Below are 14,428 nucleotides of genomic sequence, written 5' to 3' on the forward strand. Positions count from 1 at the left end.
TACAACGCCACCAAACAATGGTAGTGATCGAGGAAATACAACGCCACCAAACAATGGTAGTGACCAAGGAAATACAACGCCACCAAGTCATGATGGGAATACAGGAGATGCTCCGGCTAATAATAGACAATAAGTAATATGAGGGGATTTTTGTTTCTGTTGCAAATTAAAAAAAGCATAAACAAGTTAGTCAATGAGGAACAATGTTTAGGAAGTTGCTTGTGAATAAATGTCCAATGTTCTTTTTTTAGGGTAGATAGCTGCATACCCACCGATTTAAGAATTCAAAAGTAACCCAAAATGAAAATTAGCCTATATTATACACACATTTGAAGCGTATTCCATAGAAAAATCTTTATTGTCAAGGTTATGAAAATGACTGGAAACATTGAAATGATAATGTTTTGTAATGGGATATGTATATGTATCCAAATTACTTCCTCCAGACTATAAATCTCATGTACCTCGGCAAAATCTCTTATTCCGCCTTTGCGAGAGGATGACCCACAAACTATATTAAATAATGAATGAATATGAAGAGATAAAGTAGCATCTTTCCTACATAGGTACTACTTTATCCCTATTTATAGGAACGCTGGCACTATCCCATGGCAATAAAATTGGGTCTGCACCAAAAGAGTATTAATAAAACGGAAATTTTTAAACCTTATTCAGAATAAGGATTATCATTATCGAAAAGGAGTGTATAATGAAAAAATCTTTAAAAGTAATACTAATCTTATTGGTGATATTTATAGGAATTATGTTGGGAAGCATAATTTTAAATAAAACATATCATACAGAGTTTAAGTTTTTAAATGAAACGGATCAAAACATGTTAAAAGAATTATCTACTATTTATAAGAGTTTCGAAGAATCGAATGATAAACTTTGGAATGAAAATTATCATTTTGAAAAAAAGCCATTAGTTCTAATACATAGTAATAAAGATGGGGGATCCTTTAGGCAAGAAGCTTATGCAGTTAATGTAACAGGATTAGAAAATAGTATTTTTGCAAAAGAAATAAAAATCCCAAATTCTTTGCATCTACCTAAAGTCTATCGCTTAACTCGTTTTGATTTTAGAACGGTTTCTACCTGGATGCCTTGGAACTTTGGGACAATAAATATTAATGATATGGATGTATTTTATTTTAAATATTATCCGAAAATGTTTTCTAATCCAGATTTATATTTTGATTTTTCGTCTTTTTTATTACATGAAGCTTTTCATGTTTATAAACAAAAAGATTGGACATATGATTCAAATGGTGGAGAGTCTATTCACGAATATCCGATAAATAAAGAAAATTACGCGCTAATGGGATTAGAATTTATGTTATTAGATAAAGCAATGATTGATACGAACCCAGAAAATATTAATCAAGCATTATATGATTGGACAATTGTACGTAACTATCGCTATAAAAAATGGCCACAATTGATTGGAGAAACAAAAACTGAAGCAATAGAAGGTTCAGCACGATACTTAGAGTATCGTTATAGTAATTTAACCGGTGGAAATCTTATGGTACTTGCAAAGAAAGAGAAGCCATATCATGTTACTTTTATGGAGGCGTTCAACTTTATTGCTAATGGACAGGCAGAATCTCCAAGGTTTTTAGAGCGGAATATGAGATATGAGACTGGCTCAGCTCTTGAATTAAGCATGGACAGAGCCAATATTCCATGGAAAGAAGATATTGAAGATAGTGCAACCAAACAAGGGAAGACACCCTATCAAGTACTAAATGCGTACTTTAATATAAATAATACGTCTACAATTGAAAATAAGATTAAAGAAATTAAAGAAAACAATGACTATGACACGCTTTTAGAACAAGGAGAAAAATTGGTGAAAATAAGTAACGAGTAAAGAAAAAAATCTCCTTTAAAAGGGCTAATTGAAGGGGATTTTTTTATTATAGGGTATATACACTACTAAAAACTCGGTTTTAATAATTAATTTTGAAACTTAACGTACAAGTAACAAATTAATTTGCGTCCCAATGTTGTCGAAATGTACAATTTTCTTTTTTATATGATGACTCCATGCCAATTAAGCTAATATTTAAAATTTCACGTATCGCATTAATTAATAAAAAACACAACAGAATAAAAATTAGTATACATTTAAATCTTATGTTGAATTAATCCATTAAATGGATAATGCATTGTTTGTTTTGGATAGACTTCTTGCGAAATATGTACCAAGGCATTTTTTCAATTCTAATGTGGTAAGATATATATTAACAATAAAAGGGGATGGGTAAAATGAGGGATTTACAAGAAGAAAACTATGAACAATTAAAAAGAGAAAAAAATAACATTATTCTGGTTTTAAAAAGTGGAGTTAGAATACCAGGACAAATTGTTGGATTAGACCGTTTTACTGTTCTAATGATTGTTAATGGAAAACAACAATTAATTTATAAACAAGCTATATCCACAATTGCTATGTAAAAAATAATATCCTTAGCTTTAAGAAAAGCGAATCTATATCTAGGAGGCGTTTAATTGAACTTGTCTCAAGAAAAAAAACTAAAATTAATGATGCATACTATTACTTTAGTATCTTTCATGATTCTTACTTTTTTAGGCATTACAATTTTCTTTGTCCCATTCATTTTTTATTTTATATTCAAATCTAAAGAACTTCGTATAGTAGCTATTGAAACAGGTATTTATCAGCTATTCACATGGATTATTGTATTGATCTGGAATACTTTTATAATAAGGATTTTAATGTTTTCTATGTTCCATTTCGATATGAATGAGAGTAGTTTGTCAATGATATTGTGGACAGCACCATTATATATAATCATAGTTATTTTATTAGTTTTTGGGCCTTTTAAAGGGATTATATATGTATTGCAAGGAAAAGAGTTTCATTATCCAATTATATCCAAATGGACTAGAAAGTAAAAATAAATAAAGAAGAATCCAGCTAATTATCAATCCGTTTTTATTTTTTATGAATTGTCTATTTACGGAATATAAATATATACTTTGCGCTTAACGTTTCCACTTCAATCTAAAATGTTGCAATTTTCTGTTTCATTGAGAATTTATATAAAAAGATTTGCAAAGGGACTTACTGTAAAGAGTATTTATAACAAGTTTCTTCCTATTATATATAAGATGTTGGATGGTATGAATTAAAACAGAGATACAATTAGCTCAAGAAGATAAAATCTAAGGTATGAAGTATAAGGATGTAGCTGAGAAATATGATGTAAGTGTTAATTACTATAAAATCATAGAAGAACAGATACCAATGGGACAGAAAAGAAGACAGGTGCACCCATTTGGAATAAAAATGCGTAGGCAATTTGGATAATAAGAACCAAAATGAGGAAACAAGAATGTCGCGGACCATGACGCTCCCACAGAATAGAATAATTTAAGAAGCGTAGAAATTAAACCATTCTACGCTTCTTCTAATTTATAAGAAATCTAATGTTTTTCTAAATTTCTTATATAAGATTTTACAGCTTGCAATAAGAATTCTTCCTGTCCCATACCAGCACCGGCTGCCATCTGAACTACTTTTTGCTTGAATTGATGATCCACATGAAAAGTTAATGGCTCTACATTACTTTTAAAGTAAATTCCTTCTACATGTGGAAGTATCGTGCCGGATTTCATATGAGAATGTAAGTATTTAATTTCCTCTTGAAACTGCAATGGATCTACTTGTAGTACAAAAGGTTTAATTTCTAATCTGATAGTATCTGATGAATTACTTAATCGCATATTTGTAACACCTAGCTCTTTATAAAATAAATTTATTAGATTATAAGTGATAGAATTAAATAGTTGAGGTTTTTTAAATGAAAAAGATAAATACCCTCGTTTTGTAATTACCGCTTTTTTATTGAAAGGTTCAAAGGAGTAATCGTGTTCCTTATAAGTGGATAGAGGAAAAATTTCTTCGTCCTCTGTAAGAATCTTGCCGTCTCCGCCATTAATCTCTATTACCCTAGCGGTTTTTCCGGTATGTAGATGCTTTAATAATTGATATAAATATATATCTTCATCTTGAATCTTAGTAATAAATGTTTTTCGCTCTTTTGTTTTAGTTTTTTCATAATCAAGCATAAAAATCTCTAGATCTTCCTCATCAATAATATATACTTGTTTTCCACGTTTTTCTACCATTGTTGCGGGTAATTTTCCAGATTTAATGTACGTAAAGATAGTAGATGGTGCAACATTAAGAATTTCAGCTACTTCTTTCGTGCTAAGACCTTTAACCTCACTTTTATTTTTTAAACGTTCAATATCCTCTAAATAGAAAATCTTACTACCGAATTGCTTCCAGTTATCTTTATATGCACATTCTATTAATCCATCTTTTTCTTTTTTTAAAATTGTTTGTACCGTTACTCCTAATAAGTCGGCTGCCTGTTTTGTCGTTACAGTAGGTTTTGTAATGAAAAATAAATCTTGTGTCATGAAAGGACACCTCCATAACTATCGTTTGCTAATATTTTAGGTATGTATATATCATATCAGAATCTGATTTATATTTAAAATAAGAAATAGATTTTATTAAATATTGTATTCATAGTTATGGTTTTAAGATATTTTTCATTCACTTTATATGTTAATGGGTTTTTATAGTTATTTTTATTATAGAATCACTATGAATTTTAAATAATTCACTTTTAAATGATATCTATTTATTAATAAATTATAAAAAAATATAAATATAAGTAAATGAAGAAGAATATAGCGTTCTTACAGAAAGAAAATGAATTATCATTTGTATAATTAATAGAAGTGAAATAAAATAATAATTATAGGTAATAAAAATAATTATATTCATAATCTTCTATAGTAGAGGTGAATTCGAAATATGAATAAAAAAAATGTGAAAGAAAATTTATTAATTATAAACAATCAAAGTGAGTATATGGATACATATGTAGAGAAAATAAAAGATATCATTACCTATCTATATAACAACAGTTATGTAGATAAAGTGGAAGATAAGATGGAGGTTGCAGAAAAAGAGGGAAAGGGTAAATATACGTATTTAAGTGACATAGAAGTCATTTATCATTTCGTACATTTACAAAAAGATATGGATGAGAAGAAGAATAGAAAAGAGGATACGAAAAAGAGTTATATCTCAGAAATCTTATCATTTTGTCAGTGCATGGTGCAGCATGCAGAAGAATTTGAATTGAATGGGGAAGAGGTACAGCAAAAATCTTCTTTATTGAAAACATTGCAACCTTGGCATATTCGTAAATACAATTCTTGGCTGAAACGGGTAGAGAACGGTAGGAATGGTGAAACGTATGCAGTGGCAACACTTGCAAAGAAAACAGTGCTCATTCGTTCTTTTCTAAAACATCTTCATGTGTTTTCTTATATTGAAAAGCCTCTTCATGAAGAACTACAGCGCGCAAATGTAAATGAGCAGGATCGGCCAAATCGAGACCTATCCTATAATGAGGTTATGAAAATTTTAGGATTTTATAAAGAAAGAGGACATTTAGTAAACTATACAATTTTACTAGCCCTAGCAAGTACTGGTGCAAGAATTCAAGAATTGTGCACCGCGAGAGTGAAAGATTTACATTATGACGGGAAGTACTGGTTAAAAGTCACTGGAAAAGGGGATAAAGTGCGTGAACTTTTTATTTCGGAACATTTATATCAGTGTATTTGTGAAATGAGGCTGAGAAGAGGGTGCCAAACGATCTTGGATAAAGGGGATGAGAGCCCGTTATTTATAAATCAAAGAGGAAATACTTATAACTCTAAAACATTATCGAATCAAGTAACGGATATGATAAAAAAGACAAACTTAGAGTTTCTACTATATCGTGAAAATCCAGTAACGGCGCATACATTTCGTCATGCGTTTGCAATTATGGCCGTAGAACAAGGTAATGCAGATTTATATCATTTAATGCAAACACTTGGACATGAAAATATTCAAACGACTAAAATATATTTAGAAAAGCATATGAAGCGTAAAAACAACGTTGGATCTACTTTTGCTGATATGTTGGTTTGAATTTTATATAGTTTATAGGGATATTTAATTGTGTATTTTTTACATAATTAAATGATGTTTATGTTCGTATATTTATTGTGAAGAAATGTTTAGGGTGGAAATAACTAAAAATAACGACATTCATTTTATACAGAAAAAACCAGGATGATTTTAAAAAGTTATCCTGATTTTTTCTTAAATACACATGATTATCCAAATGTCATAAAGTTAATTTGAACTAATTATAAGTTAGGCGGATTTTTATCTTTTCAAATTGGATAGTTTTAATAACATTATATAATTTGTAGAATTAGTTTATAGAGATTATGAAACTATTTTTCATTAGATGTATCTAATTGATGATTGATGACAGTGCTGGACTTATTATTCATAAGTATATAAATCCAACCTATGAATGATAAGGTTACTGGATAGAAAATTGCCCAATCACTAAATGAGTATACAAAAATACATATAACTAGAGAAAGGAAGGCCATCCACCAACCTATATCTTGAACTTTTAATAACTTAAGAGCAGCTAGCATTGTAAAAATATACGAGGTAATAAAAATTACACTAGGGCCTTTTAGAAGCGTCTCTAAATTTGGTCGTGCTATACCATAAAAAATTAAAATACAACTAAAAATTCCGCCTAAAACTAGTAAAACTCTAGTTGGAGTTTGAAAGTTAGAATGTAATTTAGCAAAGAAGGAAGGGAAATGTCCTTCTCTAGCTTGGGCATAAATCATTCTTGAAAAACCTGCAATGTTAGCATGTACAGCACTAAACGAAATGAAAATTGCTAAAATAGTGGTTATATATGTACCTATTGGTCCTAATCCTTTTGATATTAGAATACTAAGGGAAGCTATCTGGTTCTTATCACCATATGAGTGAGTCCCTATTGTTACAAAAGATATTGCAATGTACATAATTGAGATACAAATTGCCCCTAAAAATAGACTAATGGAAATATCTTTAGCAGGTCTTTTAAACTCTTCAGCTAATGGTGTTATCATCTCCCATCCTACAAATGAGAAAAAGATAATTACTGAAGAAGCTCCAACAGAAGACCATCCGTTTGGTACAAAAGGTGTAAAAGAACTTAATTTTACATAGGGGATAGAAACGACAACAGCCACAATTACTAAAAGTGAAATTATACAAATGACAAACACACTTACTTTTGATGATAACTCAATTCCTTTAATATGTAAGAGTAAAGAAGTAATCAAAATTAATGCCGCTATGCCTATAACCCCTGCATTACTTATTGGAAAAACATAGCCAATATATAGGGCACCTGTTAAAGCGATAATAGGTACTCCAATAGGAATAGATCCTAACATAATCCACCCTAGGATGGCACTCGTATTTGCATTAAATGCCATTTGAACATAAGCTGTAATTCCTCCTGCGCTAGGAATCATTTTAGCAAGACGTGCTAGAGTTGCGACAATGGGAAAAGCTAATATGGACATGATAACCCAAGATAAAAGCGAAGCTGGTCCAGCGCTATTTGCAGTAATTGAGGGCAATATAAGGATTCCACAACCCAACACAGCTCCTATGGTTAATGCAGTCCCTTGTACCCAAGTAATTGAACGTTTCAATGATTGTTGTGTCAAGATACTCAGCCTCTCTTTCATTAATTGATATCAATTATATAAAGTTTTAAAAAAAGATAACATGCTATAATTTATGTATTAATTATAATTTTCTTAAAAAATTTAAGAATTATTAATTGTATTCTTAATTAATCAAGGAGAGATACATTAATGGATCAAACAGATTTAAAGATTCTTTCACATCTTCAGGAAAATGCACGTTTAAGTATGGTTGAAATAGGAAAGCTGGTAGGTTTGAGTTCCCCTTCTGTTACAGAGCGGGTCAGAAGACTAGAGGAACAGGGTGTCATTATAAGTTATCGTACGATTGTTAATCCGAAAGAATTAAAAAAATATATTACCGCGTTTGTTTTAATGGAACCAAGAGATTGCAACAAATATAAAAAATTTGCAATGGAACATCCAGATGTAGTCGAATGCCATCGTATTGCCGGTTTATACAGTTATCTAACAAAGGTAGTGACAGAATCAGTACATACACTTGAAGACTATATTAATTTGTGCTTAGAGTTTGGAAAGCCTACAACCTTAATAGTGCTTTCTTCTCCAGTAGAACATAAATCACTTTTTACAGAGAGTGAAAAATCTTGATTACATATGAGAGATTATTCTAAAAAGATAAATATTGTGAAATGATAAAATTTAAAATTATATATTTGGTATAGTGTTAGACTAGGGCTTCGGCACTAGCTTTTCTTTCGCTTGAATATATTACTAAGTCATATATAATATGCTTATATACTTGAAAGTGAGGGAGAGAATGGCATACAGCAAGGCGCAAAATGAAGCCACAAAAAACTATAAAAAACGTAATCCAGTACAAGCGAAGTACCTTAATTATAAAACTATGGCTAGAAGTTTCATCAAGAATTTAGCCACACAAGAAGATTTGGATATGCTAAAAGAATTAATGGCAGAAAAAGAGGAGAATGACCGTGCTAGAAAATAAATTAGGTATCAAAAATCAGTTGGAATTGAATCGAGTGGAAGAACGACTATCAAAAATGAAAGCCAAAGATTTATATGATTCAGGAGAAATAAACCACATAGAAGTTGGCACATTTAAGGGTCTTTCTGACATTCATAATTATCTATTTGAAGATATTTATTTCTTTGCTGGAAAGATTCGAAAGGTTAACATAGCGAAGGGAAACTTTCGATTTGCTCCTGTTATGTATCTAAGCCATTCACTAGAACATATAAACACTATGCCACAAACAACCTTTGATGAAATCGTTGAAAAGTATGTTGAAATGAACATTGCCCATCCTTTTAGAGAAGGAAACGGTAGAGCGACTAGAATATGGTTAGATTTAATCTTTAAGAATGAAATTCAACAGGTGGTTGACTGGAATAGGATTGATAAAGAAGACTATTTACTGGCAATGGAACGCAGCCCGATTAAAGATATTGAAATTAAGTATTTACTCAAAAATGCACTAGTAGATAAAATTAATAGCCGTGAAGTATTCATGAAAGGCATTGATATTAGTTACTATTATGAGGGATATACTGAATATGATATAGAGGATTTATAAATAAAAAAGGGCTGAAATTGCCCTTTTTTTTGCATTTTGAAGAGGATTTTTCATATAAAAACAGTATAAAATAGATTCCACTAGGGATCCCTAGTGTTATTTGGAACTTATCTTTTATAGTATTACTTTATATAAAGATTTACAAAAGAAGTTCTTCTTTTCTGATAATAAATATTAATGAGTAATCATTAATTAATATACATAAATTACTTTATGGTTCATTCATGTATTCCTTTCCATCTACATTAATCATTTATTGCAACAGGTTTCCCGTCCAAAATAAGATGTTCAAACAAAGGCCAATATAAGTATCTTTATAATGATTTTCCAATATAATCAATGTGTTTATGAAAGGAACTCTGTGTTATTTTTGTTTTTTTACTAACTAATACAGCTTCAAACAAAGGACACAATTGCTACATACTAAGTGTAATTTATTACCTATTCAAAATTCTGTCTATTCAATCTTTCTAAAAATAAAAAAAGATTAAACTTATAAATATACAAGTTATAATGAGGGCGTCGAGACATAATTCAATACCTCTAGAGAAAATACCAAACCTCGTTTGGGTTTAAAAATTCTAAAGAACTTGCCAGTGATTTTTAAAAATTGGACATACTGCTATGATTACCATACGGAGGGTAGTGGATCAGAAGGGAAGTTTATTCAACCTTACAAAGAAAGCGTTATCAAATGAATTTTATTTTGAATTGGTCATTCCAATAACTTAGATTCAACAGTAATTAAAAATAATAAATTATGGGGGTGTTTATATGAACATGAATGTAGCATCTATTAAAGAAAAAAAGATTGTTAAATACAAAAGTTGTTTTGATGTGATTGGGCCCATAATGATAGGTCCTTCAAGTTCACATACTGCAGGTGCTTTGGCTATTGGAACAGTTGCTAATAGATTATTTCAAGGTCTTCCCAAAAAAGTTGTGGTAAAGTATTATGAATCATTTGCTGAAACCCATAAAGGTCACGGAACTGATTTTGCAATTATTGCTGGTATATTAGGCTTTGCTGCCGATGATAGCAAAGTGCCAGATGCCATTAAAATAGCAGAGTCTAAGGGAATTGACATTACCTTTATTGAAAAATCGGGTAATAGTCCTGCTGGTCATCCAAATACGGCAGATGTATATGTAGAGGATGAAAGTCGAAGTATTAGAACGATGGGTATTTCGGTCGGTGGTGGGTTGATTGAAGTCAAACATGTTGAAATCGATGGATTTAGCTTAGATCTGCAGGGGCCATTGCCAGTTGTTATTGCGATTTCGGAAAGAGCTGACTTTGAATTTGTTTTACGCAGGATCTTTAAACAATATGATGTGGAAATTAACAGCTTTCATAGTTTGGAAGATAAAACAAAATATTTATATGCATTCGCTTTGGATTCGATATTGCCTGGTAATGTTCAGAAGGAATTGGGATATTTAGGCAATATAGCTAATCTTATTATTCTTTAGTTATATTAAGGAGTGAAAAATATGTATATGTCCATAAAAGAAATTGTGGATGCAGCTAATAAAAGCCAAAAGCCAATTTATGAATTAGCAATCGAACAGGAAATCAAACAAACTAAAACTTCTTATGAAGAAGTTTGGAGTAAAATGGAACGAAATTTAGCGACTATGCAACATGCAATAAATAAAAGTATCGAAGGCGACGGTGTATTTTCTCCAACTGGGTTAACCGGAGGGGATGCCGTAAAACTTAAAAACTATCGAGAAAATAGGAAAACTCTTTCTGGAGATTTGATGGTGTTAGGGATTCAAAGTGCTATCGGTGTTAATGAAGTAAATGCTGCATTAGGAGCTATTTGTGCAACTCCAACAGCAGGTGCGAGTGGGACGATTCCGGGAGTCCTATTTAGTATTAAAGATACGTTGCAGTTAAGTCATGAAGATATGATTCATTTTCTATTCACTTCAGCGTTATATGGAACGATAGTCGCAAACAACGCTTGTATTTCAGGAGCGTACGGAGGATGTCAAGCTGAAGTAGGAAGTGCCTCAGCGATGGCGGCTGCAGCTGCGGTAGAAGCTGCGGGTGGAACGCCACAGCAATCTTCTGAAGCTTTTTCGACCGCATTACAAAATTTACTCGGTTTAGTTTGTGATCCGGTCGCTGGTTTGGTAGAAATTCCTTGTGTAAAGAGAAACGCTATTGGAGCGACAAATGCTTTAGCAGCAGCAGACATCGCATTAGCCGGCGTAAACAATATCATCAATGCTGACGAAGTTATTGAAGCAATGTATAGGGTTGGAAGACAGATGCCTCGTGAGTTAAGAGAGACAGGTTTAGGCGGAATTGCGGCTACACCTACAGGGATTGCCATTAAAAATAAAATCTTTGGGGAGAAACAATCAAATCAATAAACAGCTATCGAGTATATTGTGAAATGTTTAACAATGTGTACTCTATAGTTCGCCTAAGGATGTCTGTATGTTGGGGGAATTATCAATAAAATATATTACTATATAATTAAAATATTTTGTAAGTGGTAAAAAAACCATCAGGTTGATGCTTCGCTAATTTTTTGATTTTGATTAATTTAGAAGAGGAATATTCGTTGTGGTGCACTATATAAGCAATTCATTTTTCAAGAACGGTCTATATTCCTATACCTTAAATAGAGAATTGAGAATAGGACACAAGGAGGAATTATTATATGAATGGGAATACTGCAAAAAACATAGAATTTCAAGCTGATAATACTGCAGTAAAAAATGAGAATTATCTAGACCCTAAAAAATGGCATAAACAGGATACTACCTGGGCATTGAGCCTTTTTGGAACAGCAATTGGAGCAGGGGTACTTTTTTTACCGATTAATGCAGGTTCAGGTGGTTTATTATCATTGCTGTTAATTACCATACTTGCCTATCCTGTTATGTATTATTCACATAGAGCGCTTGCTAAAATGATTTATGCTTCGAACTCTGCCGATGAGGGGATTACAGGTACTATAAGAGAGTATTTTGGAGATAAGGCAAGTATCATTTTTAACATTGTATATTTTGTCTCCATTTATACGATCGTGCTGATGTACTCGGTCGCACTTACAAATACCGCTAGTAGTTTTATCGTGCATCAATTGCACATGCCGGAGCCTCCAAGGGCCATTTTATCGCTTGTCTTAGTACTCGGTCTTATCGCAATACTAAATTTTGGTCAAGATATAACTGTAAAGATCATGAGCATGCTTGTGTATCCTTTTATAGCTTCTCTACTTTTTATCGCGATATCTTTAATTCCACAGTGGAATACGTCAATGCTTAGTTTTTCAAGTGTTTCTACTACCTCAACAGGAACAGGATATTTAGGAACGATATGGATGATACTTCCAATCATCGTATTCTCGTTTAATCATTCGCCTATGATTTCGTCATTTGTTATAAAACAGAGAGCTACGTATGGAATAGAAGCTACTGATGCCAAATGTGCCCAAATACAAAAAGTTTGTTATATCATGACATTTGCTGTTGTTATGTTCTTTGTTTGGAGCAGTACCTTAAGTTTAACTCCAAATGATCTTAAGGTGGCAAAAGAACAAAACTTGTCAATCCTATCATATCTTGCTAATGAGCTTAATTCGCCAGTAATTACTATTGCAGCTCCTATTATTGCCTTTGTGGCTATTACAAAGTCTTTCCTTGGCCATTATATAGGAGCGTATGAGGTAATGCGTGACATGATTATCAAGTCCGGTAAAAAACGTGGGAAAGATATAGGAGAAAAAACAGTTAAGACAATGATTCTTACTTTTGTCGTATTAACATGCTGGTATGTTGCTTATACAAATCCAAGTATTCTTGGAATCATTGATGCCCTTAGCGGTCCGCTAGTTGCTGCTATCTTATGTCTATTACCAATGTATGCAATTCGTAAAGTGCCTGTGCTAGCTAAATATAGAGGTAAGATGAGCAATGTATTTGTCATTATAATAGGTATACTTACTGTACTAGCAAGTATTAAGTCACTATTCTAATTCACTATTGTTAGTATTGATGCAAAAATCGTCGGATATGAAAAAAGAAAGATTCTTGTCAGAAATGAATTTTATAGTGTTGAACCAAAGGGGTCACGGTTTTGGACAAACTTTTCATCTTGGAGAGTTTGTCTTTTTTGATTATGTGCATAACTTTTTTACTAGCTATATGAAGTTCTTTGATAATTTGATATAGGAGGTGGTGGGGAGAAAATAGAGTGGGAAAACTATGTCATTCGGTTCCTGCGTAAAATATCAATCGTACCAAGAGAGCGTCCAAGTGTCGGACATCTAGGGGAGGACAGCCCGAAGTTACGCTCAGGTTGTTGAAAGGCTACCTTTGTCACGGAAATGAGAAGCTTCTACTTTAAGCTTTATTAAGTGGCGAGTAGATCACTTTAAAAGTTGTCACCTTAATAATTAATTTCTCCCAAAGAGCATTCACACTTAAATAGGCAATAGTAAATAAAAACTTCATACGAACCACACATTAACTCCACTAATAGCACAAACTAAAGTTGTATAATTTAATTAATATATTTAATTGTGAACATTCGAACATACTAATATTATGTAATAAGGAAGTTACACTAAAACAGAAGAAAACAAATAAGGGAGAGAAGATACTATGACGAGATTTGTAAATCACAACGTAGAGAACACAATTTTAGAAGAGGATGTAGAGCTTTTAAAAGTTATGGCACACCCAATGCGTTTAAAACTGATCAGTGAGCTTTCTAAACATAAAACACTAAATGTAACCCAAATGACCGAAATTTTAAACATTCCACAATCAACAGTATCCCAACATTTATCTAAAATGAGAGGGAAGGTTTTAAAGGGAAATCGTCAGGGATTAGAAATTTACTACAGCATTAAAAATCCAAAAGCTGAAGAAATTATGGGATTATTAGGACCAATTCAATAGTTTTTATATTTCTATTCATTACGAATGTCACATAATACAAGTAAAATAACAATGAAACAGATATCAAAAAGATAGAAAATGATCATTGTGCTATTTTCTTGCTGTTTAATAAATTGAAAGACACCTTAAATTAAGGTGTCTTTTTAATTACACATAAAACGAAGGATTAGATTAGCCAAACGCTATAAAATCTATGGGAGTATTAATTAGATAGTATATAGATATAGAGTCAATAGAATATAATTCTTAAAAAATTCGATATTTATTATTTTTAAGAATTATACATTTTTATATATTTTAGAGGGTGTTGCAAAACTAAAATA

Annotated in this window: 13 protein-coding genes; 11 read left to right on the forward strand and 2 right to left on the reverse strand. The window is 31.7% G+C overall.

The window, feature by feature from the left end:
* Positions 1–709 precede the first annotated feature (709 nt).
* From RT27_RS30135 to RT27_RS30145, 3 genes are all read left to right on the forward strand, one after another.
* Positions 710–1,876 (forward strand): hypothetical protein, encoded by a 1,167-nt coding sequence (locus tag RT27_RS30135; RefSeq protein WP_043938817.1) that lies wholly within the window; start codon positions 710–712, stop codon positions 1,874–1,876.
* Positions 1,877–2,274: 398 nt separating this feature from the next.
* The gene (gene hfq, locus RT27_RS30140) at positions 2,275–2,463 is read left to right on the forward strand and encodes an RNA chaperone Hfq (protein ID WP_043938818.1); all 189 of its coding nucleotides are present in this window, start codon (positions 2,275–2,277) and stop codon (positions 2,461–2,463) included.
* Between the two features lie 54 nt (positions 2,464–2,517).
* On the forward strand, positions 2,518–2,925 hold the full coding sequence (locus RT27_RS30145; RefSeq protein WP_016082845.1) for a hypothetical protein: 408 nt from the start codon (positions 2,518–2,520) through the stop codon (positions 2,923–2,925).
* Between the two features lie 531 nt (positions 2,926–3,456).
* Here the strand turns inward: RT27_RS30145 and RT27_RS30150 are convergent.
* A complete protein-coding gene (locus RT27_RS30150) occupies positions 3,457–4,458 on the reverse strand; it encodes a helix-turn-helix domain-containing protein (RefSeq protein ID WP_043938819.1) in 1,002 nt (333 codons plus the stop codon).
* A gap of 403 nt (positions 4,459–4,861) precedes the next feature.
* Here RT27_RS30150 and RT27_RS30155 point away from each other — a divergent pair, with 403 nt between their 5' ends.
* Entirely contained in the window at positions 4,862–6,034 is a 1,173-nt protein-coding gene (locus RT27_RS30155) for a tyrosine-type recombinase/integrase (protein WP_043938821.1), read from the forward strand.
* 311 nt (positions 6,035–6,345) lie between these two features.
* Here RT27_RS30155 and RT27_RS30160 read toward each other — a convergent pair whose 3' ends face one another.
* On the reverse strand, positions 6,346–7,641 hold the full coding sequence (locus RT27_RS30160; protein ID WP_043938823.1) for an amino acid permease: 1,296 nt from the start codon (positions 7,639–7,641) through the stop codon (positions 6,346–6,348).
* Positions 7,642–7,791: 150 nt separating this feature from the next.
* Between RT27_RS30160 and RT27_RS30165 the strand changes: the two genes are divergently transcribed.
* The 7 genes from RT27_RS30165 (at position 7,792) to RT27_RS30195 (ending at position 14,105) form a co-directional block, all read left to right on the forward strand.
* A complete protein-coding gene (locus tag RT27_RS30165; protein ID WP_043938825.1) occupies positions 7,792–8,232 on the forward strand; it encodes an Lrp/AsnC family transcriptional regulator in 441 nt (146 codons plus the stop codon).
* 169 nt (positions 8,233–8,401) lie between these two features.
* Positions 8,402–8,590: a hypothetical protein gene (locus tag RT27_RS30170; protein WP_016082849.1), complete on the forward strand. Its 189-nt coding sequence runs from the start codon at positions 8,402–8,404 to the stop codon at positions 8,588–8,590.
* Complete coding sequence (locus RT27_RS30175) at positions 8,571–9,179, forward strand: Fic family protein (protein ID WP_033690372.1); 609 nt, start codon at positions 8,571–8,573, stop codon at positions 9,177–9,179. Before RT27_RS30170 ends, RT27_RS30175 begins: the two co-directional genes overlap by 20 nt.
* Positions 9,180–9,953: 774 nt before the next feature.
* Positions 9,954–10,652, forward strand: coding sequence for an L-serine ammonia-lyase, iron-sulfur-dependent subunit beta (gene sdaAB / locus RT27_RS30180; protein WP_043938827.1), 699 nt, complete (start codon positions 9,954–9,956; stop codon positions 10,650–10,652).
* A 21-nt stretch (positions 10,653–10,673) separates the two neighbouring features.
* Positions 10,674–11,564, forward strand: a complete 891-nt coding sequence (sdaAA, locus tag RT27_RS30185; protein ID WP_016082851.1) for an L-serine ammonia-lyase, iron-sulfur-dependent, subunit alpha — start codon at positions 10,674–10,676, stop codon at positions 11,562–11,564.
* 293 nt (positions 11,565–11,857) lie between these two features.
* The gene (locus RT27_RS30190) at positions 11,858–13,177 is read left to right on the forward strand and encodes an aromatic amino acid transport family protein (protein ID WP_043938829.1); all 1,320 of its coding nucleotides are present in this window, start codon (positions 11,858–11,860) and stop codon (positions 13,175–13,177) included.
* A gap of 628 nt (positions 13,178–13,805) precedes the next feature.
* Positions 13,806–14,105, forward strand: a complete 300-nt coding sequence (locus RT27_RS30195) for a metalloregulator ArsR/SmtB family transcription factor (protein WP_000196664.1) — start codon at positions 13,806–13,808, stop codon at positions 14,103–14,105.
* The last annotated feature ends 323 nt before the right edge of the window (positions 14,106–14,428 follow it).

Origin of the sequence: Bacillus sp. L_1B0_5 (genome assembly GCF_000836715.1) — a bacterium.
Lineage (GTDB): Bacteria > Bacillota > Bacilli > Bacillales > Bacillaceae_G > Bacillus_A > Bacillus_A thuringiensis_S.